The sequence below is a fragment of the Flagellimonas flava genome (genome assembly GCF_050617915.1).
GTDB lineage: Bacteria > Bacteroidota > Bacteroidia > Flavobacteriales > Flavobacteriaceae > Flagellimonas > Flagellimonas flava_A.
The window spans coordinates 397,976-423,376 of sequence record NZ_JBODQE010000003.1; the positions used below are offsets into that span (position 1 = coordinate 397,976).

A 25,401-nucleotide genomic window follows, 5' to 3' on the forward strand; every position below is an offset into this window, starting at 1 on the left:
TTAAGCTTCGTTTGCCCAATATTCCAAAGCTTTTATGGCTTTGTACCAGCCTTTAATTTTTTGGTCAATGGTATCTCGTTCCGTCGAAGGTTTAAAATGAACATCGGTCTGCCAAATATCTTGAATTTCTTCGGGACTTTTCCAATAATTCACTGCCAATCCAGCTAAATAAGCAGCACCCATTACCGTGGTCTCAACCACCTTGGGTCTTACCGTAACGGTATCCAGTACATCTGCCTGGAATTGCATCAAAAGGTTATTGACCGTTGCACCACCATCAACCCTTAGTTCGTTTATGGTAATCCCGGAATCGGCTTCCATGGCCCTTAAGATATCCATGGTCTGATAGGCAATGGACTCCAAGGCGGCCCTGGCAATATGGGCATCTGTGCTACCACGGGTCAAACCGAATACCGTACCTTGGGCATGTTGGTTCCAATAAGGCGCTCCTAAACCTGCAAAAGCGGGAACAAGGTAAACCCCGTCAGAGTCCTGCACGGAACCCGCCAACTGTTCCACCTCGGAAGAGGTCTTAATGATTTTGAGACTGTCACGTAGCCATTGCACCACTGCACCGGCTATGAACACACTACCTTCTAGGGCATAAGTCGTTTTACCATCAATTTTCCAGGCTACGGTGGTCAAAAGATTATTTTTGGAAACAATGGGTTTGTCCCCTATGTTCATCAGCATAAAACAACCTGTTCCATAGGTGTTTTTCACCATGCCTTCCTGAGTACACATTTGTCCAAACAAAGCGGCCTGCTGATCGCCCGCTATCCCCGCTATCGGAATTTTGGATGCAAAAAAGTTGGGACTCGTGTAGCCGTATACCTCACTGGACTGCTTTACCTGGGGCAGCATTTCTTTTGGAATTCCGAAGAGCTCCAATAGCTCTGCATCCCAATCCATGGCATTGATATTGAACAAAAGGGTGCGTGAAGCATTGGTCACATCAGTAATGTGCAAGTTGCCCTCCGTCATTTTCCAAATGAGCCAAGTATCAATGGTACCCATTAACAGGTCCCCCGATTTGGCTTTCTCCCTGGCTCCGTCCACATGATCCAGAATCCATTTCACCTTGGTACCGGAAAAGTAGGAATCAATGACCAAGCCGGTTTTGTTTCTGATCATTTCTGATTTGCCCTGGGACTTTAGCTCGTCGCAATATCCAGCCGTTCGTTTGTCTTGCCAAACAATGGCATTGTAAACGGGCTCCCCCGTTTGCTTATCCCATACTACTACGGTTTCACGTTGGTTGGTAATTCCTATGGCCGATATCTGTTCCGCTTTCAATCCCTTCTGGCTAACAGCCTCTGCCGCCATCCCTGCTTGCGTAGCCCAGATTTCCTTTGCGTCGTGCTCCACCCAACCTGGTTTCGGGAAAATCTGTGTAAACTCTTTTTGGGCTACTGCTACAATGGTGCCCTTTTGATCCACCACTACGGCTCTGGAACTCGTTGTTCCCTGATCTAGGGCTAAGATATATTGGTCCATAAGTTTTTTTTGATGCCCCTCAATTTAGTAAAATAAATCTGTGTAGTTTCGAAATGCATATTAAGAAAGATGAAAACTTTTATCGTACTCCTTAGGGGAATCAACGTGGGTGGTCAAAAGAAGATAAAAATGGCAGACTTAAAGCAATGCCTTACCCAAGCTGGATTTCAAGATGTTGAGACCTACATTCAAAGCGGAAATTTAAGTTGTCGAAAGGAAGGTCTTACGGCGAAAGAAGTTGAAATTGAAGTACATAAGGCAATCCTGGAACATTTTGGGTTTGATGTACCTACCTTGGCACTTACCAAGGAGGAATTAAAACTAATCATAGATCAAAATCCCTTTGCGGATGAAGAAGAAAAGAGCCTATATTTTGTATTGCTTAAGTCCGAGCCAGAAAAAGATTTAGTGGACGGTTTTAATCTACTTCATTTTGAAAATGAAGCGTTTCATGTAAACCATAATTGCGTGTATCTTTGTTGTAAGGCTGGTTATGGGAAAGCCAAACTCAGCAACAATCTCGTTGAAAACAAGCTAAAAGTACAGGCCACAGCCCGAAATTTCAGGACGATGATGAAGTTACTGGAAATGGCTTAATCCTAATTCAGTTCCCAAATTTTGTAATTGAGCAGGGTGGCAAAACAAACCCAAAGAAGATAGGGAACCAGCAAGAAAGAAGCCAACTTGCTTACAACGCGGAACCACTTGATCGTTAGCGCAATCAGGGTAAGAAGAACCAAAATCACCAAAAACGCCCAAAACGGATTCTTTAATCCAAAGAATACAATACTCCAAAGGGCATTGAACAAGAGCTGGAATCCAAAATGATACAGTGCGGTCTTTACCCAGATATGATGAAAACCTTTGGACCAAACAATACCTGCAGATACTCCCATGAGAATATATAATGTGGTCCAAACTGGGGCAAAAATCCAGTTGGGGGGATTAAAACTGGGCTTGTTAAGTCCAACGTACCAATCATTGACAGAACTTTGGGTGGCAAAACTGGACAGAAAACCTATCAACAAACAAATAAGTACGGATACAGTTATATAGGTCAGTTTTTTTTTCATGGCAATGGCATTCCCAACTAAAATAAGAATTTATTTACATCCAAGTCCTTGTAACCTCCTGCACTCCATTATCTTTGCCAAAAGTTTTTTGAATGACCGAAAAAGACTTTCTGCCAAAACATACTGAAGCTCTACCTGAATCGGGAAAAGTTGCCTGGAAAGCACCGAGTAACATTGCACTTGTTAAATACTGGGGCAAAAAGGAAAATCAAATCCCGGCCAACCCCTCCATTAGTTTTACCCTGGATGCCTGTGCCACAAGGACCACCCTTTCATTTCAAAAAAAGGAGACAACTTCCAAGTTTTCATTTGACTTGTATTTGGACGGGAAACCCAAGGCCGATTTTAAGCCAAAAATTGAAGTATTTTTTGATCGTATTGCCGAATATGTACCCTTTGTCAAGGAATATCATTTTGTTATAGAAACTTCCAATTCCTTTCCCCATAGTAGCGGGATAGCTTCCTCTGCCAGTGGAATGTCAGCCTTGGCACTTTGTCTAATGGACTTGGAAAGACAAATGCAGCCGAATATGGATCCTTCTTTTTTTATGAGGAAAGCCTCTTTTTTAGCTCGGTTGGGCTCAGGAAGTGCGTGCAGAAGCTTGGAAGGCGATTTGGTGGTTTGGGGAAAGCACGAATCTATTGAAGGAAGCAGTAATTTATTTGGGTTAAAATACCCATTTAAGGTCCATGATAATTTTAAACATTATCATGACACTATTTTATTGGTGGATAAAGGCGAAAAACAGGTAAGTAGTACTGTTGGGCACAACTTAATGCATGGGCACCCATTTGCGAAAGAGCGGTTCAAACAGGCTTATCAAAACCTTACTTCCCTGCAAGCTATTTTGAAATCAGGGGATTTGGCAGAGTTTGTAAAGGTGGTAGAAAGCGAGGCACTGACCCTGCATGCTATGATGATGAGCAGCAATCCATATTTTATTTTGATGAAACCCAACACTTTGGAAATCATCAATAAGATATGGAGCTTTAGAAAGGAAACCCAAATGCCGGTTTGTTTTACCTTGGACGCCGGAGCCAATGTGCATGTGCTTTATCCAGAATCTATCAAGGAGAGTGTTATACAATTCGTTCAGGATGAATTGGTTGCCCATTGTGATAACGGACACTATATTTGTGATCGAATTGGGACGGGAGCTAAAAAATTAATCATCCCTAAAAAGTAATCGAGCCAAAATTTTAGCGTTATTTGTCCTGGATTTGGCAAATAGCGCTGGATTTCAACCGAAAAATCATTTTGTTTAACTGATTTAGCATTGAATTAAACAAAATAGTTTGTACTTTAGATGCAACAATGAAAGGACCTCTTTTTTATTCTAAGATTTTACTGTTTGGGGAGTACGGAATCATCAAGGATTCCAAGGGACTTTCAATTCCCTATAACTTTTTTAAAGGTGCCCTTAAGACCGATAAGAACCCTGCACCATCCGCAAAACAATCCAATGAAGGCCTTAAGGCTTTTGTGGGTTATTTGAGCGAATTGGAAAAAAAGGAAAAGAATTTGGTTTCTTTTGATTTGAAGGCTCTGGAACGCGACGTGAACCAGGGAATGTATTTTGACAGTTCCATCCCTCAAGGTTATGGAATAGGAAGTAGCGGGGCCCTTGTTGCCGCTATCTATGATAAATACGCAAACAATAAGATCACGGTTCTTGAAAATCTAACTAGGGAAAAACTGTTGAAGCTGAAAACCATTTTTGGTTTGATGGAGTCCTTTTTTCATGGTAAATCCTCTGGTCTGGATCCGTTGAACAGCTATTTGAGCTTGCCGATCCTCATCAACTCCAAAGACAATATTGAATCCACCAGCATACCCTCCCAAAACACGGAAGGGAAAGGTGCGGTATTCTTGTTGGACAGCGGTATTACTGGGGAAACTGCTCCAATGGTGCAGATTTTCATGGAGAAAATGAAGCAGGAAGGTTTCCGAAATATGATTAAAGATCAGTTCGTAAAACATACGGATGCATGCGTGGAAGATTTCTTAAACGGAAATATGAAATCCCTGTTTGGAAATCTAAAACAGTTATCACATGTGGTTTTGGATCATTTTAAGCCCATGATTCCTTCCAAGTTTCACAAACTTTGGCAACACGGTATTGAAACCAATGATTACTACTTAAAACTCTGCGGTTCTGGTGGTGGAGGTTATATTTTGGGTTTTACCCAGGATTTGGATAAAGCCAAAAAAGCACTCAAGGGATACAATTTGGAAGTTGTTTACAACTTCTAACCACAATCGTCATGCTTAGTAGAAGAAATAAACTCTTGCTTTTTAAGCTGTTGAGTTTGTTTTCTGTGGTACGTGGGTACAATATTTTAGTAATTACCTTGGCCCAATATTTAGCTTCGATTTTTATCCTTTCCCCGCAAACCAGCTTACGGGAAGTTGTTCTTGACCTAAATCTATTTTTGATTGTGACCGCTTCGGGCTTGGTCATTGCAAGTGGTTATATCATCAATAACTTTTATGATGCCGAAAAAGACTTGATCAACAAACCTCGGAAAAGTATGCTGGATAGGTTGGTAAGCCAACGATTTAAGCTCACTACCTACTTTATCCTGAACTTTCTGGCCGTGCTGGCGGCAAGTTATATTTCGTTTCGGGCGGTTTTGTTTTTCTCAAGCTACATTTTTGGCATTTGGTTGTATTCCCATAAACTTAAAAGGGTTCCCTTTCTTGGGAATCTGGTTTCAGCTTCCTTGGCCATTGCTCCTTTCTTTGTGGTTTTTGTGTACTATGGCAATTTTGAAACCGTCATTTTCGTACATGCCCTATTCCTATTTCTGTTGATTTTGGCCCGTGAAATGATCAAGGATCTCGAAAATATGGCAGGGGACATGGCCCAGAACTATAAGACCATCCCCATCCTTTATGGCCCAAAAGTATCCAAGATCATTATAGGTTTTCTCATTGTTTTGACCTTGGCGCCGGCCTTACTGTTGATCAAAAGTTTTGATGTGGGATACATGCACTTGTATTTCATCGCATGCATTGTTTTACTGGGACTTTTTATCGTTTTGTTATGGGGAGCTCGTGGGAAAAAGCACTATGTTTGGCTGCATAATATTCTAAAGTTCATCATTGTTGCCGGAGTGATCAGTATTTTGTTGATTGATGTGGACTTGGTCATAAATCGAATTTTGTGATGGAAAATCATTTAAAAGTGGCATTGGCTCAAATAGCCCCTGTTTGGCTGGATAAACAAGCTACCATCCAGAAAATTGAAGCCACAATTCTGGAAGCAGCCAAGGAAAAGTCGGAACTTCTGATTTTTGGCGAAGCTTTTTTGCCTGGGTATCCCTTTTGGTTGGCTTATACAGAGGGTGCAGCATGGGACTTAAAGGTCAACAAAGAACTTCATGCCCATTATGCTCGAAATTCCGTTCAAATAGAAGCAGGAGAATTGGATTCTATATGCACCTTGGCAAGAGAAAACAATATAGCCCTGTATTTGGGAATGATGGAACGTGCCAAGGATCGTGGCGGACATAGTTTGTATTGCTCATTGGTTTACATTGACCCAAATGGGGAAATCAAATCCGTGCACCGAAAATTACAGCCTACCTATGATGAACGGCTCACTTGGGCTCCAGGTGACGGCAATGGGTTACAAGTTCATCCGCTGAAACAATTTACCGTTGGAGGGCTTAATTGTTGGGAAAATTGGATGCCCTTACCCAGAACAGCCTTATATGGTCAGGGAGAAAATCTGCATGTGGCGGTATGGCCAGGGGGGCTGCACAATACCAAGGATATCACCCGTTTTATTGCTCGCGAATCACGGAGCTATGTTATCTCCGTTTCCTCTTTGATGAACACTTCAGATTTTCCGAAAGACACCCCGCACTTGGACAAGATTTTGGAAAAAGCACCCAAGGTTTTGGCCAATGGTGGCAGTTGTATAGCTGGCCCGGATGGCGAATGGATTGTGGAACCTATTGTAGATCAAGAAGGCCTGATTTATCAAACTTTGGACTTCAATAGGGTTTATGAAGAACGCCAAAACTTTGATCCCGTTGGCCATTATTCCCGCCCTGATGTGACCAAGCTTTCGGTCAACAGGGAAAGACAATCCACGGTGGAGTTTGAAAAATAGCTTGGCATAGTGTGGTAGGCAACTTAAAACACTACTTTTGCAAAAAATTTACGACTGATGCCGAAATCAGACAATCCACGAAATAGGAGATCCTCCCAAAATACTGGGCGAAATCAAGGAAAACCGTATGCTAAAAAATACGGTTCAAAGCCTAAAGCGAATTCGCCAGCCAAAAAATCCAACCCCCACGAAATCCGATTGAACCGCTATGTGGCCAATGCAGGAATTTGTTCCCGAAGGGAAGCAGATACCTATATAGCTGCGGGCAGTGTTTCGGTAAATGGGAAAGTGATTACGGAAATGGGCTATAAAGTGAAACTCACTGATGATGTGCGTTTTGATGGAAGAAAGCTCAATCCTGAAAAGAAGGAGTATATTCTGTTGAACAAGCCCAAAAACTTTATCACCACTACTAGCGACGAAAAAGGAAGACGCACGGTGATGGAGCTGGTGTCCAGTGCTTCCAAAAACCGTTTGTTGCCTGTTGGACGGTTGGATAGAAATACAACAGGACTCTTGTTGTTCACCAACGATGGGGATCTGACCAAAAAACTGACCCATCCTACCCATGGAGTCCGCAAAATCTATCATGTGCATTTGGATAAAAGCTTGAACCTTTCCGATTTAAGAAAAATAGAGGCAGGTTTGGAGTTGGAGGATGGAGCTGTAGAAGTGGATGATGTGAGCTATATCCAAGGAGCTCCAAAAAGGGAAGTCGGGATTCAAATCCACAGTGGACGAAACCGTATCGTCCGTCGTATCTTTGAACATTTGGGGTATCAAGTCACCAAATTGGATCGTGTAATTTTCGCTGGACTTACCAAAAAAGACCTTCCCCGTGGACATTGGCGCCACTTGACAGAGCAAGAGGTGGTGAATTTGAAGATGATCAAATAAACGTTCTTTTGAATACCATCAAGGAAAAAGCACATCTTGTATTTTGGACATTGGGAATTCTCCTAATTGCTTTACAAGTTTTGTTCAGCATAGTATATCCGGATTCAACACTGGATATAAATATCCATGACACCTACTTGGTCATCGCTTATGCCCATTTGTTCAATGTACTGGGAACATGGTTTATTCTATGCGGAGTCGGGTATTGGATTCTAAAGCTCAGAAGGATAACAATTTTTGGTTGGATGTTCTGGCTTCATTTGATTTTCACCGTACTTTTTCCTTTAAGTTTTGCAACAACCAATATGGATATAAAACCAACCCTGGAAAACTTCAGGATGATACAGTACATTGAATCTCTTTGGTTTTTCGGATTGACCTTATTCGTTTTGGGTCAACTACTTTATTTCCTGAACATTTTTATCTCAACCCTTAAGAAGGTAAAATCAAGATAAGATCGATTAGCTGGAAGAGTGTACTTTTTCCATTTTCTCCTTGATTTCCTCCAAACATAAATTCCCCAAACTACCCTCGTGGGTGTGTTGGATATCCCTTTTGGGTTTAAAATTCCCATTCTCAATGGCCTGTCCCATGGTTTTGTACGCATCCCTAAAAGGCATTCCACTTTTGACCAACTCATTCAGAGTGTCCACACTAAACAGATAATCGTATTTGGGGTCATCCAGGATATTTGGGTTCACTTGGATTTCCTTCAAGCTAAAAATGGCCATTTCCAAGCATGCTTTGATGTCCTGAATGGCCGGAACGATTACCTCCTTCACCAATTGCAAATCCCTATGGTAACCACTGGGGAGATTATTGGTGATCAAGGCCAGTTGGTTGGGCACTGCCTGAATTTTGTTGCATTTTGCTCGAATCAATTCAAAAACATCAGGGTTTTTCTTGTGCGGCATGATACTACTGCCTGTGGTCAACTCATTAGGAAATGAGATAAAATCGAAATTCTGGCTCATGTACAAACAGATATCCATGGCCAATTTGGATAGCGTGGCAGCTACGCTGGAAATGCCAAAGGCGGTTGCCTTTTCAACTTTCCCACGCCCCATTTGGGCTGCAACTACGTTGTATTTCTGGGTCTCGAATCCCATTTCTTTAGTGGTAAAAGTCCGATCTATGGGAAAGGAACTACCATAACCCGCTGCACTTCCCAAGGGATTTTGGTCGGCAATCTTGTAAGCAGCTTGGACAAAATGGAGGTCATCCACCAAACTTTCTGCATAAGCTGAAAACCAAAGTCCAAATGAGGAGGGCATAGCAATTTGAAGATGCGTATAGCCTGGAAGTAAAACGGATTTGTGCTTTTCGGCCAAATTGAGCAGAAGATCAAAAAGGGTTTTCACCTCATTTTTGATTCCACTGAGCTCATTCTTTAAATACAGCTGCATGGCCACCAAAACCTGATCGTTCCTCGACCGCGCAGTATGGATTTTCTTTCCGGTATCCCCCAGTTTTTTGGTAAGTAGGAATTCAATCTTGGAATGCATGTCCTCAAAATCATCCTCAATGGTGAAGGCTCCTTTATCAATGGATTTGGCAATGGTACCCAGTTCCTTTACCAAGGCTTCAGATTCTTCTTTGGAAATCAGGCCTACTTGGGCCAACATTTTAGCATGGGCTTGGGAGGCAGTCACATCATATTTGGCCAATAGTAAATCCAATTCCCGATCGTTACCTACGGTAAAATGGTCAATTTTTTTATCTGTACTAAAGCCTTTGTCCCAGAGTTTCATAGTGCTGTATTATTTTGGTTTGTCATTTCAACCAATGCATCCATTGCTTTTGTTGCATTGATTGTGTCCACAAAAATGTGGTCGTGGTAATAGGCCGCAACTACATTGCAGCTAATTCCTTGTTTTGCCAACGTATTGGAGAAAGCTGCGGTGAGCCCAACGGCTTCCAAAGAGGAATGAATTCTTAGCGTTATGCAAGATGCCACAAAGTCATAGCTTAGACCTAGGTTGTCCGCTACGGTCTTTTCGAGAATCAGGGTAATGCCTTCTTTTTCCCGATAAAAGCCATGGACTTTGGATAGATTTAGAGTTGACAAATCATCCACAGTTACGAAAACAAAAGCTATAGGGCTCAGTTCTGGTTCCATGTTTGCGATTAGCGTGGATAAATTGGTTTCTCCTGCCATTTATCAATTCTTTTTAATTTAAAAACCCTGAAAGGATTTTGATATATAAGTCAATTCCTTCCTCAACTTCATTCACATAAATAAATTCATCTGCCGAATGTGATCGTGTACTATCTCCAGGTCCTAACTTTACCGATTGACATGTCAACGCGGCCTGATCGGATAGTGTGGGTGATCCGTAGGTTTTTCTGCCCAAGGCCATTCCACTCTTTACCAAATCGTGCTTGGGATCAATGGAAGACGAATTCAGTCGTAGGGAACGCGGGGTCATTTTGCAGGGGGCTTCCCGTTGCAACAAATCAGCAACTTCCTGATTGGAGTATCTATCATTTACTCGCACGTCAACTACCAAATCCACCTGGGCCGGAACCACATTGTGCTGCGTTCCTGCATTGATTTGGGTCACTGTCATTTTTACCTCACCCAAAGCATCCGAAACCTTGTCAAAAATGTAATTTTTAAACCAGTTCAAAACGTCAATGGTATTATAAATGGAATTATTGTTGTTGGGATGGGCTGCATGGGAAGGAGTTCCCTCCACCACGGCATCAAAAACCACCAGCCCTTTTTCCGCAATGGCCAAATCCAAAAGGGTAGGTTCACCAACAATGGCCACATCAATGTTTGGAAGAATGGGCAACAATCCTCTCAAGCTTTTTTCCCCTGCATTTTCCTCTTCTGCGGTTGCGGCCATAATGATGTTGTGGCTTAGATTTTCCGCTTTATAAAAGTGTACAAAAGTGGCCAAAAGGGAGACCAAACACCCTCCCGCATCATTGCTGCCCAGACCATAAAGCTTTCCATCCTCCACATGGGGATGAAAAGGGTCTTTGGTATAAGCCGAATTTGGTTTTACGGTATCGTGGTGGGAATTGAGCAGCAAGGTTGGTTTAGTTTCATCAAAATGCTTGTTGAAAGCATAAACATTATTGACTTGCCGTTCTGTTTTAACCCCAAAACCTTGGAGCCAAGTTTCAATGGCATCACCAGTTCTATCCTCCTCTCCTGAAAATGAGGGGATGGAGATGAGCTGCTTTAGCAACTCGATGGCTTTTTGGGTCAAGATTTGCTGGTCACTTTTCATAGGGTCAAGGTCGTAAAATTTGAGTTTGATGCATCCAGCATGGTATGGGTTCCAATACAGACTTGTTTCACCTTGTTTTGAAGCGCATGAAAGCAATTGTGCATTTTAGGGAGCATCCCATCTGCAATGATTCCCTCTTCCAATAAGGTTGCATAGGTTTTAGAGTTGATGTGTTGGATGACTGAATTCTCATCTTCAATACTTCGCAGAACACCTTGTTTCTCAAAACAATAAAACAAGGTAGTCTCAAACAGTCCTGACATTCCAATAGCCAGTTCGGCGGCAATGGTATCGGCATTGGTATTGAACAATTGTCCTTTACCATCATGGGTCAGTGCACAAAAAATGGGAGTGAACCCAGCTTGTAGCAGGTTAAAAATTCCATTGGAATTCACAACATCCACATCGCCAACCCATCCAAAATCGATTTCTTTTACTGGTCTTTTATGGGCTTGGATCGCATTTGCATCGGCTCCACTCATGCCAATGGCATTGGTTCCATGGGACTGCAGTTGGGCCACGATTTTTTTGTTGACCAATCCAGCATACACCATAATGGCCACATCCAAACTTTGACTGTCGGTAATCCTCCTACCATTGATCATGTTGGCCTCTATCCCTAGTTTGTTCCCAATTTCGGTAGCCTTTTTTCCTCCCCCATGTACCAAAATTTTGTTTCCCTCAATTTTGGAAAAAAGGGAAAGGGTATGGGAAAGTTGGCTTTTGTCCTCAATGACATTGCCCCCGATTTTTACTATGGAAAGTTTTTCACCCATTTTATGCATTTATAATTCCACCATCAATGGTCATTGCCGATCCTGTTATCCAGGAGGAATCCTCCGAAACCAAGAACAGCGCCAATTTGGCAATATCCTCTGGAGTTCCCAATCGCTTGAGCAGGGTGGCGTTTTTGGCATTTTCCACCGCTTCTTCGGGCTGGTCAAATGCTTTTGCCGAATCCCAAATTAAAGGGGTGTCCACAGGACCAGGGCAGATGGCATTTACCCTGATTTTTGGGGCATATTCCACGGCCAGTTGCTTCATTAATCCCAAGGAAGCTGCCTTGGAAGCACAATAGGCAGGATGGTTGGGAAAACTCTTAAAAGCTGCAATGGATGCATTGATCAATATATTTCCTCCTTCTCCTTCTTGCAAAAAAGGAATGGCAAATTTGGAGCAATAAAAGATGGAACTTAAGTTGGTGTCAATGGTCTCACGCCAAGTTTCAACGGAAAGGTCCACCACATTTCCCAAACCAAGAATCCCTGCATTCAAGGATAAAATATCCAATCTTCCAAATTTGTCCATGGCTGTTGTCACCAACTTTTGGTTGTAGTCCACATCATTTACATAACCAGGGACAAAGACGCTGTTTTCCAGTTGTGCCGCTAACTGGTTCCCTCGCTCCATATTGCGACCAGATAAGACCAAAGAGGCGCCGGCTTTGTGATAAGCTTCAGCTATGGCTTTTCCCATGCCGCTGGTAGCTCCAGTTACAATACCGACCTTGTTCTTTAACTTTAATTCCATTTTATAGGGATTCAAGAATTTTCTTTAAAACTATTTGAGCCGAATATGTTCTATTGTTGGCCTGTTCCACCACCAAGGATTGATTGCTGTCCAACACGGCATCGGCTACCACTACATTTCTTCTAACTGGGAGGCAATGCATGAATTTGGCTGTGCCAAGTTTTGCTTGGGTCAACATCCAATTGGGGTCTTGGGAAACTACTTTTCCATAATCCGAATAGCTACTCCAATTTTTGACATAAACAAAGTCGGCATTTTCCAAGGCTTTATCCTGATCATATTCAATCTGACACCCATTGGTGATTTCGGGGTTCAATTCATAGCCCTCAGGGTGGGCGATTACAAAATCCGCATCCTGCAATTTCATCATTTCCACAAAGGAATTGGCCACAGCATGAGGTAATGCTCTGGGGTGTGGCGCCCAAGAAAGTACAACTTTGGGTCTTTCTTTGGAACCAAATTCCTTTAAGGTTATAGCATCAGCTAAGGCTTGTAATGGATGGCCTACCGAACTTTCCATGTTCACGACAGGAACGGTGGCATATTTTTTAAATCCATTCAACACGACCTCGGCTTCGTCCATTGCTTTGTTTTCCAAACCAGCAAAAGCACGTATGGCCACAATATCGCAATATTGGGACACTACCTGCGCAGCTTCTTTGATATGTTCGGCCTTGCCTTGGTCCATGATCGTTCCATCTTCGAATTCCAATTGCCAACCTTCGCTGCCGAAATTCATGACCATGACCTCCATTCCCAAATTTATGGCGGCTTTTTGTGTACTCAAGCGCGTACGTAGGCTGTTATTGAAAAAAAGGAGACAAACAGTTTTGTCTTTACCCAGGGATTTAAATTTGATCGGGTCCTTTTTCAATTCGATGGCCTCTGCAACCCCTGCCTCTAGGTCTTCAATATCGTTGATGCTTAAATAGTGCTTCATGCCTTGATTTTTGTAAAGTGGATTTGGTCCCGAAAACTGTCGACAATGAAATTATCTTTCAGTCCGTTGACAATCCATGTTTCTATTCCTGCTTTTTGCGCAATACTGGCGGCCTCTATTTTAGATTGCATGCCTCCTGTTCCGTGGGAAGATTTGACCGTACTCACCTCTTTCCCCAAATCGGTAATGGAAGCAACTTCCTTTATGGTTTCTGGTAGCTTTCCATCCAAAGATTCTTTGGTGTAAATGCCATCTGTATTGGTTGCAATCAAAAGGAGGTCCACTTTTAGAAAGGCTGCGGTAAGTGCGGCTAACTTATCATTGTCTCCAAATTTGATTTCATCCGTGGCCACAGTATCATTTTCATTGATAATGGGAATAACATCGTTGGCCAACAATACATTGATGGTGTTCTCAATGTTCACTCTGGCTTTTTCATTTTCCAAATCGGAATAGGAGAACAAGCATTGGGAGGTAAACAATCCCAATTCCCTAAAACTCTCCTGAAAAATATGCATCAAACGGGGTTGACCGATAGCCGCCAATGCCTGTTTTACATCAATTTCCTGCCCATTGTGCTCCAGTTTAACAAATTGTTTGGCGGTGGCGATGGCGCCTGAAGAGACCAGAATAAACTCATATTCCTCTTTCAGCAAAGCGATTTGCCTACCGATATCCTCAATTTTGCCTCTGGAAATTTGATTGGTTTCCTTGGTGAGCGTATTTGAGCCAATTTTTATTAGAACCCTTTTCTTCATCTCATTATCTTGTTTGGCCGTTTCCTTTGATGTACCACTTATTGGTGACCAAATGGGTTAATCCAAGAGGGCCTCTTTGGTGTAATTTATCCGTGCTTATGGCCAATTCCCCAGCCAGTCCAAATTGCCCACCATCTGTAAACCGGGTAGAAGCGTTGTGGTAGACGGCTGCGGAATCCACAGATTCCATAAATAGGGAAGCTTCTTCTTGGTCTGAGGTAATAATGGTTGCCGAATGCCCTCCACTATGGATGTTGATTCTTTCAATGCTATCCTCAAGCCCTGAAGTTTCGCCCAACACAATTTTGTAATCCAAAAACTCCTCTTCCCAGATGTTTTCATCGGTTATGACTTCGGTATCTCCATGTTGGGAGATGGCCTTATCGGAATAAATGGCAACCTGTTGGTCTTTAAGCGTGTTGATCAATTCGGAAACGAAAGCCTCCTTATTGGGAAGTTCTTTATCAATAAGTACTTTGTCCAAGGCGTTACATGCCGATATCTTGGCAATTTTGGCGTTGACAATGATATCTGTTGCCATTTGGGTATCTGCCGTCTTGGCCACATATAAAAAGTTGTTGCCCCTACCGCTGACAATTACTGGGCAATTGGCATGTGCTTTTACAAATTGAATCAATCGCTCACCACCCCTGGGTACGATCAAATCGATTTTTTGGTCTGGGTTGCCCAAGAAATCTTGGGTTTCCTGCCGGGAGTAGTTTAGGTAAGTGACCCAATTCTTGGAGCATTCATTTTCTTCCAATGCCTGATGCCATAGTTCCACTAGGACCAAATTGCTTCGTAGGGATTCCTTCCCCCCTTTCAGCAAGATTTTATTACCGGACTTAAATGCGATTCCAGCAGCTTCAATGGTCACATCAGGCCTGGATTCATAGATGATCATAACCGTGCCAAAGGGAGCGGTTCTATTGCTCACCTGCATTTGATTTTCATGGGTGAAGGCATAGCGTTCTACGCCAATGGGATCAGGTTGGGAAGCCAATTCTTCCAATGATTGGATCATCCCTGAAATCTTTGCCTCATCCACTTTTAGACGGTCTGCCATGGCCAAATCCCCGCCATCGTATGCATTTAGATCTTCCGTGTTGGCTGTTATCAAGTTTACGGCCTGTTCCTGAATCAGTATGGCCATTCGCTTTAGAACGGCATTTCGTTTTTCTATATTCAAAAGTAAACTCATGACAGTTCGGCTTTTAAGGCATCAAAAAATTGATCCATTTGATTTTTGGTGATATTTAGTGCAGGCAAAAAACGCAATACGTGCTTGTCCTTTGCTCCACCGGTAAACACTTTTTGATTGTAAATCATATTTGTTCTCAAGGAAGCCACTTCAAAGTCAAACTCCAGGCCTAGCATAAGACCTCTTCCCTTGACATTTTTCACTGCAGGAATTTCCTTGGCCTTCTCCAGAAAATAAGCTCCCAATTCAGTTGCATTTTGGGTTAAATTCTCCTGCTCCATCACTTCCAGGACGGCCAAAACCGCGGCGCACGCCAGATGGTTGCCTCCAAAGGTGGTCCCCAATAGTCCATAAGAAGCTTGGAAGGATTCATGGATCAACACCCCCCCAACCGGGAATCCGTTTCCCATACCTTTGGCAATGGAAATAATATCGGGTTGGATATTGTGATATTGAAAAGCGAAGAATTTCCCGCTCCTTCCAAAACCACATTGCACTTCATCCGCTATCAGGACTACTCCCTTTTGTCTACATTTTTCAGCTACCAATTGGAGGAATGGGGTGGTTGGTTCATCCAATCCGCCTACGCCTTGAATAGTTTCCAAAATGACGGCGCAATAATCCCCATGATCAATGGCTTTTTCAAAGGCATCAGCATCGTTTAATGGAAGAAAGGTGACTGCTTGTTGTTGATTGATCGGCGCGTTGATATTTGGATTATCCGTAGCCGCTACAGCCGCGGAAGTACGTCCATGAAATCCATTTTTAAAGGCGATAACTTTGGATTTTCCAGTATGGAACGAAGCCAGTTTTAAGGCATTTTCGTTGGCCTCCGCGCCAGAATTACACATAAACAGCTTGTAATCCGAACATCCAGACAATTGCCCCAATTTATCCGCCAATTTTTGCTGAAGCGGATTTTGCACGGAGTTGCTATAAAATGCCATATTGTCCAACTGCTCCTTCAGTCGCTTTACATAATGCGGATGGGTGTGCCCAATGGAAATAACGGCATGTCCGCCATAGAAATCGAGATATGTTTGACCCTTGTCATCAATGACTTCAATCCCTTTGGCGGAAACGGGGGTTACATCATATAGGGGGTATACATCAAATAGTTCCATTTTTGTTAAGTTGTCCCTCGAGCGGAGTCGAGAGGTTATTGTCGATGGATAGAAAGGTCTCGACTGCCTGCCTGTCGGCAGACACGGCGCTCGACCGGACACCCTAGCTAATTTTTATCCTTTTTTAATTTGGTTGATTTTCTCAAATGAGGTTACAATTCCCCGGATCAAGGAGGAACTCAAACCTTGGTGTTCCATCTCATTCAGGCCTTCTATGGTGCATCCCCTTGGGGTGGTCACTTGATCTATTTCCTCTTCGGGGTGGCTGCCGGAATCAATCAAAAGGCTTGCTGCACCATTACAGGTGTGCATGGCCAACTCTTGGGCCTCCTTGGCATCAAATCCAAGTTGGATAGCGCCTTGAGTGGTGGCTCGTATCAAACGCATCCAAAAAGCAATTCCGCTGGCACAGATAACTGTAGCTGCCTGCATCAAATCCTCGGGGATTTCCAAGGTATGACCCATACGGTTGAAAATTCCCTTGGTCAAATCGATACGTTTCTTGCCCAATTCGTTGCTACAAATACAGGTCATGGAATTTCCAACGGAAATGGCCGTGTTGGGCATACTCCTTACAATGTACTTGTCGGCACCCACAATTTCCTCAATTTTGGAAATACTGAAACCGGTAATGGTACTGATCAAAACATGGTTCTCCGTAAGAAGATGTTTTACATCGTCCAAAATCTTGGAAAAATGCCCTGGTTGAACCGCAAAAATCAAAATGTCCGATTGCTTCACAGCTTCGTGATTATCCGAAGTCACTACAACATTCCCGTACTTTTCAAAGTCCTTAATTGAACTGGTGTTTCTTTTGGTCAGGTACATAGAGGTGGCCCCATTGCTGTGCAAAATACCCTTGGCTATCGCCAGTCCTAAATTCCCTGCTCCTATTATGGCTATTTTCATATTTTCTCTTTTTAAAACACTCCTGCTTTTAGTTGTAATCCCATTTGCTCTTCCAAACCGAACATCAAATTCATGTTCTGTACAGCTTGTCCTGAAGCACCTTTTAATAAATTATCTATGGCCGATGTAACCAACAGCACATCCTCGTGTTTGTGTAAATGGATATGGCACTGATTGGTATTCACCACCTGTTTTAGGTGAATAGGGTCATCAGAAACATGGGTGTAGACCGCATCGGCATAAAAATCCTTGAATAATTGTTGTGCTTCCTCCAAACTTCCATCAAAAGGCGTATAAGCGGTTGCCAAAATGCCTCTGGTAAAGTTGCCCCTATTGGGTAGGAAATAGAGTTTGCCCACCCCATTTCCGAAGGATTCCAAGCTCTCTCCAATTTCACCCAGATGTTGGTGTGTAAAGGGTTTGTACCAGGATACATTATTATTTCTCCAGCTAAAATGGGATGTGGCGGATAAGCCAACACCAGCTCCCGTACTCCCCGTAACAGCATTAATGTGGACGTCCTTGTCCAGCAGTCCTGCCTTGGCCATGGGCAACAATCCCAACTGGATGGCAGTAGCAAAACAACCAGGGTTGGCAATAGCAGTGGCATTTTGTATGCTGGATTTATTCAACTCGGGCAGGCCGTAGACAAAGGTTTTAGCGTTCCAACTGGCATCCGCCTGTAATCTAAAGTCGTTGCTCAGGTCAATAATCTTGGTGAGGTCCCCAAAGGCATTTTCTTCCAAAAATTTGGTGGAATTTCCATGCCCCAGACACAAAAAGACCACATCCACACCAGGATTGATTTCTCCTGAAAAAAGCAATTCCGTTTGACCCAGCAAATCTTGATGCGCTGAGGACACAGGCGTTCCTGCGCGGGTAGTGCTGAACACAAAATCTATTTCGGTTTGGGGATGATTCAGCAACAACCTGATCAGTTCTCCTCCTGTATATCCCGAACCTCCTATTATTCCTGCCTTAATCATGGTCTTGGTTTACATGGTTTGCAATTTTTCCAGGATTGGATAGGATTTTGATGAATCCTTTGGCATCATCTGCGGTCCAACCCTTGTTCATTTCCCCATAACTTCCAAAGGAAGCGTTCATAAGATCATGAGGGGAGGTGATTCCATCCAACTCAAATCGATAGGGGTGTAGGGTTACGAACACATCACCCGAAACATTTTTTTGGGTATCCGAAAGGAAAGCTTCAATGTTTCGCATTACCTCATCCAAATAGTTGCCTTCATGGAGCAACATGCCATAGAAATTGGCCAATTGTTCTTTTTGATATTGCTGCCACTTGCTTAGGGTATGTTTTTCCAGCAAATGGTGCGCCTTGATGATAATAGTGGGCGCTGCGGCTTCAAATCCAACCCTTCCTTTGATTCCAATAATGGTGTCACCAACATGGATATCCCTTCCAATGGCATATTTGGATGCAATGGCTTCCAGTTTTTCAATATTGTCCACAGGCGAGCCCGATTCCCCATCCACGGCAGTCAATTCCCCTTGGGTAAACGTTAGTTTAAGCTCTTTGGACAACTCTTTTTCCAATTGACTTGGATAGGCGCTTTCCGGTAAGGAAAGGTGGGAAGTCAAGGTTTCATCTCCACCTACAGAGGTCCCCCATAAACCTCTATTAACGGAATATTTGGCCTTTTCCCAAGAATAATCTATCCCATTTTGTTGAAGGTATTCTATCTCCGCTTCCCTTGATAGTTTGTTATCCCTGATAGGGGTGATAATTTTAATATTTGGGGCCATGATTTGAAAGATCATATCAAATCTTACCTGATCGTTGCCGGCTCCCGTACTTCCGTGGGCTATATACTCTGCACCAATCTTTTTGGCATGACTTACAATTTCCACCGCCTGTACAATTCGTTCAGCGCTTACGGACAAAGGATAGGTATTGTTCCTTAGTACGTTACCAAAAATGAGATACTTGACCACTTTTTCATAGAAATTGGAAACTGCATCAATGGACGTGTAGGTGGAAGCTCCAAGTGCTAAGGCCTTTTGCTCAATCTCCTGGATTTCTTCTGCGGAAAACCCGCCAGTATTTACACTTACCGCATGCACTTCAAACCCTTCTTCTTGGGAGAGGTATTTGGCGCAATACGAGGTATCCAATCCGCCGCTATAGGCTAGTACTAGTTTTTTCATTTTTTGTTTTATTCAATTTTATGCTATCCATTTAAACAGAAGAGGTCTAATTGTTCTCGACTGCGCTCGAACAGACATTATTATTTTGTTTTCTTTTTTAGGAAAAGATGCTCTTTTATGCTCTTCAACCGGGCAAATGCTTTTCCATTTATTTTTTTTGATACGGACTTTTTAACCTTTGGGTCATACAGCATTCCTGTGCACAGGCACATATTTCTTTCAGTCCTGGTGAGGATATCAAAGTTTTTGCAGGTTTGGCAGCCTTTCCAGAAATCGGGATCATCAGTCAATTCGGAAAAAGTGACCGGCTTATAGCCCAGTTCATAATTCATTTTCATGACGGCCAGTCCTGTGGTTATCCCAAATATTTTGGCTTCTGGAAATTTTTGTCTGGAAAGCTCGAAGATGGCTTTCTTTATTTTTTTGGCCAGTCCTTGATTTCTATAATCAGGATGAACTATGAGTCCCGAGTTGGCCACAAAATTCTTGTTGCCCCAGACTTCGATATAACAAAAGCCAGCAAACTTTCCTTTGTCCAAGGCAATAACGGCATTCCCGTTCTCCAGTCTTTTCATGATATATTCCGGACTCCGTTGGGCTATCCCGGTACCACGTACCTTAGCGGATTCCGTGATGGTATCGCTGATAATCTGCGCGTACTTAAAATGTGATTCGTTAGCAATTACAATTTCCATTGCTATGGCATTTAAAACAGGTAAAAATTTGAAATCTGAAGGTTTTCTGCGGAAATGGACTCACCTATTTCCATAACTGATATGCACCCTTACGGGCGACGGCGGCGAGGAGCGAATGGACGAACGGGAGCAGTGATGCTCAAAGAAGATAGTATGTGTATTTGTCCTTTCATTATGGGATAAAAGTACAAATTAATTTCAACCGACCTAAAATGCCGATTATTTTTTGAAGAAATCTAACTTTTTTCCGTTTCTACCCATAATTTCATAAATCATGTAGCCGATGACCAGCAGATATTCAAAAGCCAACAACCACAGATTCTCATCGAAATCCACATTGGAATAGGCAAAATAGCTCAAGATAACCAGGAAAGACCATAGCATGGCAAACCTGAATTTGGTGAACATGGCAAGCCCCACCAAAAAGACCAGATACCAAGGATGTACGGTAGTGGATAGGAGATAGTACCCAGTTAGCAGAATCAGCATGGAGGTAATCAAAGCTGTTAAAGTTTGGTTCTTTCTAAGCAGTGCCAAAAACATTGCTCCCAGCACAACGGCACCAGCCACCCATTTGCCATAAATCTTAACCAGCTCCCACGGTTTGGCATCAAAGCAATCCACGGCAACAAACTTTAGGGCATTATAGAATCCGGCATTGAATTCAAAATTGGAAAACCATAGGCCTACAGTTTCGGAATAGTTATCTATAAAGACCGATGAATAAAATGGAAGTAGCAGGAGCACGCTGGAAACCGCAACCAACAAATAGAACCAAACGCTTTTCTTGAATCCGAAGAACCTTAGAAATAAAGGCAGGAACAAAATAGGAACCAGTTTCACCATGATGGAGGCCGCATAAACGGGGGCCGATATCGCCCATTTTTTATTGGAGATTAAATACAGTGCCCACACAAAGAAAAAGAGCATAACTCCTTCGAAGTGGAGATTTCCCGTCAGCTCAATGATTACCAGAGGATTCAAAAAGTACCAAAAGGCCACGTGATTGGAATGATTGAGGTTTTGAAGCAACTTTCTGCCCAGTACCAAGATTCCTATATCGGCGAGAATAATCGTTAGCCGCATTGTAATAATAGAACCCAAAATGCTTCCCCCTCCCAAAAAGGAGGCAAGGGCAAATATGATTTGGTTTACAGGAGGGTAGTTGCTGTAGTGTCTGGCGCTAAGGCTGCCCATTCCATCAAAAAGCTCTTGGGCATTGGCTATGGGAAGGTCAACAAGGGAAATAAGGTCTTTGGGGAGATGGATGTAGGGATTGATTCCGTTCTTGATCAATTCCCCATCCCAGATAAAGCGATAGAAATCTTGGGAAAGGTTGGGTTCTGCCCATAAAAAGGTCAGCCTAAATAAGATGCCCGCAACCAGTAGGAACTTAAAATTCCATTTCTCAAATTGGATGAGTTTATAATGCAGGAAAAACAGCGCTGCAAATAGGGACAGGAGTTTTGGGAAATCCTCGCGCTCCAGATCATAGGCGAAGACGATGTAAAACAAGAAGCTCCCAATAACCAAGAGGATTGGGATTTTATGCAATTGGATAAACCGTATGAACTGATTTGGCATACTACTGCAAAATTTAGAACATGATTACTCGGATAAAGAATCCTCGTCCTTTGAAAATCTTACCATTTTAAGTCGCTTATTTTTTTGTTGTTAAAGAGCACTTTTATGGTGTCTTTTTGAGCATAGATTATATAGTGCACAGTATTGTCGTTTTGTTTTATAAGGCGATGTTCCAGCAAACTTGTAGGTGCGTTGCCAATAATGGATTTCAACTGCTCGCTTCGGTCTTTTTTTGGAAATTTAATATACTCTTTTTTGTCGGTGAACAGATTATAAACATTCAGGGCGTAGAAATCATTTTTGGATTGGGTGGTGTTGTAAACAATTTTGGAATTGTCCTTAGACCAACCTATGACCTGGGTTTCAGGTAGGGCAAAGGAATCCAATTTTCTAACAGTTTCTTCTGATAAATCTTCCACTAACAGCGCATAATGTTCCCCATCTTTTTGAATGGAAGCAATGGTGTTTCCGTTTGGGGATAGAACCTTTTTCGGAGGAATGGATATTCCGATCCACAGGAAAATAGCTGTTAATCCTAGAATTGTAAAAAGCGGGACCCACACCCAAATAGACCTTCTGGATGTTACAGTTGGTATTGGATTTGCTGCAACCTGTATTCGCTGGACTGGAGCGATAAATCGATAGCCTTTTTTGGGAAGGGTTTCAATATATTTTGGGTCTGTCTTGGAGTCACCAAGTATTTTTCTAAGCTCGGAAATGGATTTGTCCAAGGAGTTCTCCGAAACCACGATGTCCTTCCATGCCATGTGCAGCAATCCTGGTTTTGTAACCAGTTCACCGTTGGCTTCCAACAACACAATTAGTACTTGCGCTACCCTGTTTTGAAGTCTCTTTTTTTGATGGCTGTTTGATAATTCGGCAACATCTGGGTCAAAAACCCAGTCCTTTATTCTGTAATGGTATTTTTTATCGGACATGATGAGCAACAGGAATTCCGAATCAAGATAAATGCAAATTCAGAATTAATTCAGGAAGATAATCCATTTTCCAATCCAGATTGTCCTAAAATTGATTCAAACTAACAAATACAGACCCTGATGCAAAATTTAAAACTGGCTCTAATTCTATTTTTTCTGATCATTTCCAATGGATTTACTCAAGACCAAACCATTACCATTACTTCTAAAATATTAGGCGAAGAGCGCCAAATTCGGATAGGATTACCGAAGTCTTATGAAGTTGATGGGAAAGACTTTAAATATCCGCTGGTACTAATCACCGACGGGGAGTGGCACTTTGATATGGTTCAGCAGGCCACAAAACTGCTATATCAAGATGGATTTCCAAAGTTGATCGTTGCTGCTATTGTGAATACGGACAGGGGAAGGGACTTGGCCTTGAGTCATAATCAGGAAATTCCTTCAAGCGGTGGCGCCAAGAATTTTCATCAGTTTATTACCCGAGAACTTTTACCAAAATTGGAGACTGAATATCGTATTTCGGAACACCGAACAATTATGGGACATTCCCTGGGCGGGTTATTTTCCATTTATGCCCTAAGTCAAAATCTTGAAACCTTTGATGGAGTTGTTGCGATTACACCTACCATAAGATGGAACAATTTTGAACTACTGGGTCATTTTACCAGAGATTTTCAAAGGGAGTTGGAAAAAAGGAATCCCACCATCTTTTTAGGGATTGGGAATGAAACGGGATTGGAAAGGGAAGGGGTGGTTCACTTGGCCACCTTGCTGAAGGAAATGGAAATGACCAAGTTTGAGTATATGGAGTATCCGAAGAACAGTCATGTAACTGTTCCATGGAAAGCCTATTTTGATGGATTGAAGTTTGTTTTTGATTCCTTTATTCTTCCAGAAGAGTATGGGGAGAAGGACTTTAGCAAAACCATTGAATACTACACCCAGAACGGTACATACTTTGACTATGACCAAAGAGTTCCCCAACGCATCTTGTTCAATAGAGGCTATGGGGCCATGGAAAATAAAAACTATTCGGAGTCCATAGAGGTTTTTGAGTATTTTAAAAAAAGCTATCCCAATATTCCCATTCCGTATTCGGCATTGGGCGACCTATATTTTGAAATGAAAGAATACAAAAAGGCCAAGGCAAACTACGAACCCATACATCAACTTTTCCCATCAGCCCATATATCTGAGCGAATGGAAATGTTAAAGAAGCTTTTAGAATAAAGCTTTAAACCTTGGAGGTTAACGACTTGAAGAAAACAAAGGAAAATCCAAGGAACAACATTAAATGGAATGGGAACAGACCAAAATCATTCAAAGGAACCGCACTGTACATTCCAAATAGGAAATAGACCATAAGGCCAAATTCCAGAATCATGTTTGGAGACAGTTTTTTAGTCAGGTACTTGTTTCCTTTCCAACTATCTGTAAGATTGTTGATGTTGAACTTTGGGGTACGAACAAACTCACTTCGTTTGCCCAAATGGCCTTCCAAAACTGCCACGGTATTGTGTAGGGAAAATCCAAGGGCTACCGAGAAAAAGGTAAAGAAGAGTTTGATGTAGTCCACAAACTTGTCAAAACTACTGCCTTGAATGCTCTTAAAAGTGAACCAGTAGCAGATGAACAATATAATTGTGCTTATTATAAAAAATCGGTTAACGTCAAAAACCCATGCCAAATGTCCGTAGGTATTTTTGATGTACAACATGGGAATACTAAATATGGCAACGATGAACATGCAAAGGAACATGGAGCTGTTCAACAAATGCATTACTCCATGGAATTTGGTCTTGAAAGGAATGTTCTTGGCCGTAATCACACTCCAGACTGTTTTTCTAAAGTTTTCGGCCCCACCCTTGTTCCAACGGAACTGCTGTGAGCGCGCAGCACTGATCACAACCGGAAGCTCGGCAGGAGTTTCCACATCCTCCAAGTATTTAAACTTCCAATTTTTTAGTTGGGCGCGGTAGCTCAAATCCAAATCCTCGGTCAAGGTATCGCCTTCCCAATTTCCAGCATCAAGAATGCACTCTTTTCTCCAGATTCCCGCGGTACCGTTAAAGTTGATAAAATGTCCTTTGGAATTTCTTCCCACTTGCTCCAAGGTAAAATGCGCATCCAGCGCAAAAGCCTGAATTTTGGTCAAGGTGGAATAGTCCCTGTTGATATGGCCCCAACGGGTTTGCACCACACCTATCTCCTCATCCTTGAAATAGGGAACAGTCTTTTTTAACCAATCGCTTTCGGGAAGAAAATCGGCATCAAAAATGGCAATGAATTCGCCCTTGGCAACTTCCAAGCCTTCTTTCAGTGCTCCAGCCTTAAATCCTTGGCGGTTTTCCCGTCTTATGTGGTGGATGTCCAGCCCGGTGTTTTTAAGTTCCTGTATTCTTTTTGCGGTATCTATTACGGTGTCATCCGTGGAATCGTCCAACACCTGAATTTCCAATTTGCTTTTTGGGTATTCTATTTTGGAAATGTTGTCCAGCAACCGCTCCATTACATATTCTTCGTTGTAAATGGGCAATTGGATGGTCACCAACGGAATTTCTTTTGGGTCGAGAAGGTTGAATTTTGGGGCTTCCTCGTTTTGCTTTTTATTGCCCAAATAATTGATCAACAGATTGAGTTGGGCCAAGCTGTAGAAAAAAATCAAAATTAAGGCCGTACTATAAATAGCGATGATAATAAAAGCGATCGTTAGTCCCATA

26 protein-coding genes are annotated in these 25,401 nt (G+C 42.5%); 8 read left to right on the plus strand and 18 right to left on the minus strand.

Translation table 11 applies throughout. The features are described 5' to 3' along the window. Positions 1-1,497 (minus strand): glycerol kinase GlpK, encoded by a 1,497-nt coding sequence (gene glpK / locus ACRHOZ_RS10335; protein ID WP_431125326.1) that lies wholly within the window; start codon positions 1,495-1,497, stop codon positions 1-3. 69 nt (positions 1,498-1,566) lie between these two features. On the opposite strand from glpK, the gene ACRHOZ_RS10340 reads away from it, so the two are divergent. Continuing rightward, the gene (locus ACRHOZ_RS10340; RefSeq protein WP_431125328.1) at positions 1,567-2,094 is read left to right on the plus strand and encodes a DUF1697 domain-containing protein; all 528 of its coding nucleotides are present in this window, start codon (positions 1,567-1,569) and stop codon (positions 2,092-2,094) included. 2 nt (positions 2,095-2,096) lie between these two features. On the opposite strand, the gene ACRHOZ_RS10345 is transcribed toward ACRHOZ_RS10340, so the two are convergent. Further along, positions 2,097-2,570 carry a TspO/MBR family protein gene (locus tag ACRHOZ_RS10345; protein ID WP_431125330.1) on the minus strand — a complete coding sequence of 158 codons (474 nt, stop codon included), beginning with the start codon at positions 2,568-2,570 and terminating at the stop codon, positions 2,097-2,099. A 92-nt stretch (positions 2,571-2,662) separates the two neighbouring features. Between ACRHOZ_RS10345 and ACRHOZ_RS10350 the strand changes: the two genes are divergently transcribed. From ACRHOZ_RS10350 to ACRHOZ_RS10375, 6 genes are all read left to right on the plus strand, one after another. Further along, positions 2,663-3,757, plus strand: a complete 1,095-nt coding sequence (locus ACRHOZ_RS10350) for a diphosphomevalonate/mevalonate 3,5-bisphosphate decarboxylase family protein (RefSeq protein WP_431125332.1) — start codon at positions 2,663-2,665, stop codon at positions 3,755-3,757. 128 nt (positions 3,758-3,885) lie between these two features. Next, positions 3,886-4,824: a mevalonate kinase family protein gene (locus tag ACRHOZ_RS10355; protein ID WP_431125334.1), complete on the plus strand. Its 939-nt coding sequence runs from the start codon at positions 3,886-3,888 to the stop codon at positions 4,822-4,824. 11 nt (positions 4,825-4,835) lie between these two features. Beyond that, the gene (locus ACRHOZ_RS10360) at positions 4,836-5,741 is read left to right on the plus strand and encodes a geranylgeranylglycerol-phosphate geranylgeranyltransferase (protein WP_431125336.1); all 906 of its coding nucleotides are present in this window, start codon (positions 4,836-4,838) and stop codon (positions 5,739-5,741) included. Next, entirely contained in the window at positions 5,741-6,691 is a 951-nt protein-coding gene (locus tag ACRHOZ_RS10365) for a carbon-nitrogen hydrolase family protein (RefSeq protein ID WP_431125338.1), read from the plus strand. The genes ACRHOZ_RS10360 and ACRHOZ_RS10365 overlap by 1 nt, the downstream gene beginning before the upstream one ends. Before the next feature lie 57 nt (positions 6,692-6,748). Then, positions 6,749-7,588, plus strand: a complete 840-nt coding sequence (locus ACRHOZ_RS10370) for a pseudouridine synthase (protein WP_431125340.1) — start codon at positions 6,749-6,751, stop codon at positions 7,586-7,588. An 8-nt stretch (positions 7,589-7,596) separates the two neighbouring features. Further along, positions 7,597-8,043 (plus strand): hypothetical protein, encoded by a 447-nt coding sequence (locus tag ACRHOZ_RS10375; protein ID WP_431125342.1) that lies wholly within the window; start codon positions 7,597-7,599, stop codon positions 8,041-8,043. Positions 8,044-8,049: 6 nt separating this feature from the next. Here ACRHOZ_RS10375 and argH read toward each other — a convergent pair whose 3' ends face one another. From argH to ACRHOZ_RS10450, 15 genes are all read right to left on the minus strand, one after another. Then, the gene (gene argH, locus ACRHOZ_RS10380; protein WP_431125344.1) at positions 8,050-9,339 is read right to left on the minus strand and encodes an argininosuccinate lyase; all 1,290 of its coding nucleotides are present in this window, start codon (positions 9,337-9,339) and stop codon (positions 8,050-8,052) included. Next, on the minus strand, positions 9,336-9,746 hold the full coding sequence (locus ACRHOZ_RS10385) for an ACT domain-containing protein (protein WP_431125346.1): 411 nt from the start codon (positions 9,744-9,746) through the stop codon (positions 9,336-9,338). The genes argH and ACRHOZ_RS10385 overlap by 4 nt, the downstream gene beginning before the upstream one ends. Positions 9,747-9,759: 13 nt before the next feature. After that, on the minus strand, positions 9,760-10,830 hold the full coding sequence (locus ACRHOZ_RS10390; RefSeq protein WP_431125348.1) for a M20 family metallo-hydrolase: 1,071 nt from the start codon (positions 10,828-10,830) through the stop codon (positions 9,760-9,762). Next, positions 10,827-11,606: an acetylglutamate kinase gene (gene argB / locus ACRHOZ_RS10395; protein WP_431125350.1), complete on the minus strand. Its 780-nt coding sequence runs from the start codon at positions 11,604-11,606 to the stop codon at positions 10,827-10,829. Before argB ends, ACRHOZ_RS10390 begins: the two co-directional genes overlap by 4 nt. 1 nt (position 11,607) lies before the next feature. After that, entirely contained in the window at positions 11,608-12,360 is a 753-nt protein-coding gene (locus tag ACRHOZ_RS10400) for an SDR family NAD(P)-dependent oxidoreductase (RefSeq protein WP_431125352.1), read from the minus strand. 1 nt (position 12,361) lies between these two features. Then, on the minus strand, positions 12,362-13,300 hold the full coding sequence (locus tag ACRHOZ_RS10405) for an acetylornithine carbamoyltransferase (protein WP_431125354.1): 939 nt from the start codon (positions 13,298-13,300) through the stop codon (positions 12,362-12,364). After that, positions 13,297-14,058 (minus strand): glutamate 5-kinase, encoded by a 762-nt coding sequence (gene proB / locus ACRHOZ_RS10410; protein ID WP_431125356.1) that lies wholly within the window; start codon positions 14,056-14,058, stop codon positions 13,297-13,299. Before proB ends, ACRHOZ_RS10405 begins: the two co-directional genes overlap by 4 nt. Positions 14,059-14,062: 4 nt before the next feature. Continuing rightward, positions 14,063-15,259 (minus strand): glutamate-5-semialdehyde dehydrogenase, encoded by a 1,197-nt coding sequence (locus tag ACRHOZ_RS10415; protein ID WP_431125358.1) that lies wholly within the window; start codon positions 15,257-15,259, stop codon positions 14,063-14,065. Beyond that, entirely contained in the window at positions 15,256-16,383 is a 1,128-nt protein-coding gene (locus ACRHOZ_RS10420) for an aspartate aminotransferase family protein (protein ID WP_431125360.1), read from the minus strand. Before ACRHOZ_RS10420 ends, ACRHOZ_RS10415 begins: the two co-directional genes overlap by 4 nt. Positions 16,384-16,497: 114 nt before the next feature. Further along, entirely contained in the window at positions 16,498-17,292 is a 795-nt protein-coding gene (gene proC / locus ACRHOZ_RS10425; RefSeq protein ID WP_431125362.1) for a pyrroline-5-carboxylate reductase, read from the minus strand. A gap of 11 nt (positions 17,293-17,303) precedes the next feature. Next, positions 17,304-18,278 carry an N-acetyl-gamma-glutamyl-phosphate reductase gene (gene argC / locus ACRHOZ_RS10430; protein ID WP_431125364.1) on the minus strand — a complete coding sequence of 325 codons (975 nt, stop codon included), beginning with the start codon at positions 18,276-18,278 and terminating at the stop codon, positions 17,304-17,306. Further along, positions 18,271-19,461 carry an argininosuccinate synthase gene (locus ACRHOZ_RS10435; protein ID WP_431125366.1) on the minus strand — a complete coding sequence of 397 codons (1,191 nt, stop codon included), beginning with the start codon at positions 19,459-19,461 and terminating at the stop codon, positions 18,271-18,273. Before ACRHOZ_RS10435 ends, argC begins: the two co-directional genes overlap by 8 nt. Before the next feature lie 80 nt (positions 19,462-19,541). Next, positions 19,542-20,156 (minus strand): GNAT family N-acetyltransferase, encoded by a 615-nt coding sequence (locus ACRHOZ_RS10440; RefSeq protein ID WP_431125368.1) that lies wholly within the window; start codon positions 20,154-20,156, stop codon positions 19,542-19,544. Between the two features lie 219 nt (positions 20,157-20,375). Then, complete coding sequence (gene mptB, locus ACRHOZ_RS10445) at positions 20,376-21,740, minus strand: polyprenol phosphomannose-dependent alpha 1,6 mannosyltransferase MptB (protein WP_431125370.1); 1,365 nt, start codon at positions 21,738-21,740, stop codon at positions 20,376-20,378. 59 nt (positions 21,741-21,799) lie between these two features. After that, a complete protein-coding gene (locus ACRHOZ_RS10450) occupies positions 21,800-22,678 on the minus strand; it encodes a winged helix-turn-helix domain-containing protein (protein WP_431125372.1) in 879 nt (292 codons plus the stop codon). A 120-nt stretch (positions 22,679-22,798) separates the two neighbouring features. Here ACRHOZ_RS10450 and ACRHOZ_RS10455 point away from each other — a divergent pair, with 120 nt between their 5' ends. Continuing rightward, complete coding sequence (locus ACRHOZ_RS10455) at positions 22,799-23,911, plus strand: alpha/beta hydrolase-fold protein (protein WP_431125374.1); 1,113 nt, start codon at positions 22,799-22,801, stop codon at positions 23,909-23,911. 4 nt (positions 23,912-23,915) lie between these two features. Here the strand turns inward: ACRHOZ_RS10455 and ACRHOZ_RS10460 are convergent, their stop codons facing one another. Further along, the gene (locus ACRHOZ_RS10460; protein ID WP_431125376.1) at positions 23,916-25,400 is read right to left on the minus strand and encodes a cellulose synthase family protein; all 1,485 of its coding nucleotides are present in this window, start codon (positions 25,398-25,400) and stop codon (positions 23,916-23,918) included. Between the last annotated feature and the right edge of the window lies 1 nt (position 25,401).

Coding starts and splice junctions, on each gene's coding strand:
- glpK (WP_431125326.1), bottom strand. CDS start 1,497: ATGGACCAATATATCTTAGCCCTAGATCAGGGAACAACGAGTTCCAGA.
- ACRHOZ_RS10340 (WP_431125328.1), top strand. CDS start 1,567: ATGAAAACTTTTATCGTACTCCTTAGGGGAATCAACGTGGGTGGTCAA.
- ACRHOZ_RS10345 (WP_431125330.1), bottom strand. CDS start 2,570: ATGAAAAAAAAACTGACCTATATAACTGTATCCGTACTTATTTGTTTG.
- ACRHOZ_RS10350 (WP_431125332.1), top strand. CDS start 2,663: ATGACCGAAAAAGACTTTCTGCCAAAACATACTGAAGCTCTACCTGAA.
- ACRHOZ_RS10355 (WP_431125334.1), top strand. CDS start 3,886: ATGAAAGGACCTCTTTTTTATTCTAAGATTTTACTGTTTGGGGAGTAC.
- ACRHOZ_RS10360 (WP_431125336.1), top strand. CDS start 4,836: ATGCTTAGTAGAAGAAATAAACTCTTGCTTTTTAAGCTGTTGAGTTTG.
- ACRHOZ_RS10365 (WP_431125338.1), top strand. CDS start 5,741: ATGGAAAATCATTTAAAAGTGGCATTGGCTCAAATAGCCCCTGTTTGG.
- ACRHOZ_RS10370 (WP_431125340.1), top strand. CDS start 6,749: ATGCCGAAATCAGACAATCCACGAAATAGGAGATCCTCCCAAAATACT.
- argH (WP_431125344.1), bottom strand. CDS start 9,339: ATGAAACTCTGGGACAAAGGCTTTAGTACAGATAAAAAAATTGACCAT.
- ACRHOZ_RS10385 (WP_431125346.1), bottom strand. CDS start 9,746: ATGGCAGGAGAAACCAATTTATCCACGCTAATCGCAAACATGGAACCA.
- ACRHOZ_RS10390 (WP_431125348.1), bottom strand. CDS start 10,830: ATGAAAAGTGACCAGCAAATCTTGACCCAAAAAGCCATCGAGTTGCTA.
- argB (WP_431125350.1), bottom strand. CDS start 11,606: ATGGGTGAAAAACTTTCCATAGTAAAAATCGGGGGCAATGTCATTGAG.
- ACRHOZ_RS10400 (WP_431125352.1), bottom strand. CDS start 12,360: ATGGAATTAAAGTTAAAGAACAAGGTCGGTATTGTAACTGGAGCTACC.
- ACRHOZ_RS10405 (WP_431125354.1), bottom strand. CDS start 13,300: ATGAAGCACTATTTAAGCATCAACGATATTGAAGACCTAGAGGCAGGG.
- proB (WP_431125356.1), bottom strand. CDS start 14,058: ATGAAGAAAAGGGTTCTAATAAAAATTGGCTCAAATACGCTCACCAAG.
- ACRHOZ_RS10415 (WP_431125358.1), bottom strand. CDS start 15,259: ATGAGTTTACTTTTGAATATAGAAAAACGAAATGCCGTTCTAAAGCGA.
- ACRHOZ_RS10420 (WP_431125360.1), bottom strand. CDS start 16,383: ATGGAACTATTTGATGTATACCCCCTATATGATGTAACCCCCGTTTCC.
- proC (WP_431125362.1), bottom strand. CDS start 17,292: ATGAAAATAGCCATAATAGGAGCAGGGAATTTAGGACTGGCGATAGCC.
- argC (WP_431125364.1), bottom strand. CDS start 18,278: ATGATTAAGGCAGGAATAATAGGAGGTTCGGGATATACAGGAGGAGAA.
- ACRHOZ_RS10435 (WP_431125366.1), bottom strand. CDS start 19,461: ATGAAAAAACTAGTACTAGCCTATAGCGGCGGATTGGATACCTCGTAT.
- ACRHOZ_RS10440 (WP_431125368.1), bottom strand. CDS start 20,156: ATGGAAATTGTAATTGCTAACGAATCACATTTTAAGTACGCGCAGATT.
- mptB (WP_431125370.1), bottom strand. CDS start 21,740: ATGCCAAATCAGTTCATACGGTTTATCCAATTGCATAAAATCCCAATC.
- ACRHOZ_RS10450 (WP_431125372.1), bottom strand. CDS start 22,678: ATGTCCGATAAAAAATACCATTACAGAATAAAGGACTGGGTTTTTGAC.
- ACRHOZ_RS10455 (WP_431125374.1), top strand. CDS start 22,799: ATGCAAAATTTAAAACTGGCTCTAATTCTATTTTTTCTGATCATTTCC.
- ACRHOZ_RS10460 (WP_431125376.1), bottom strand. CDS start 25,400: ATGGGACTAACGATCGCTTTTATTATCATCGCTATTTATAGTACGGCC.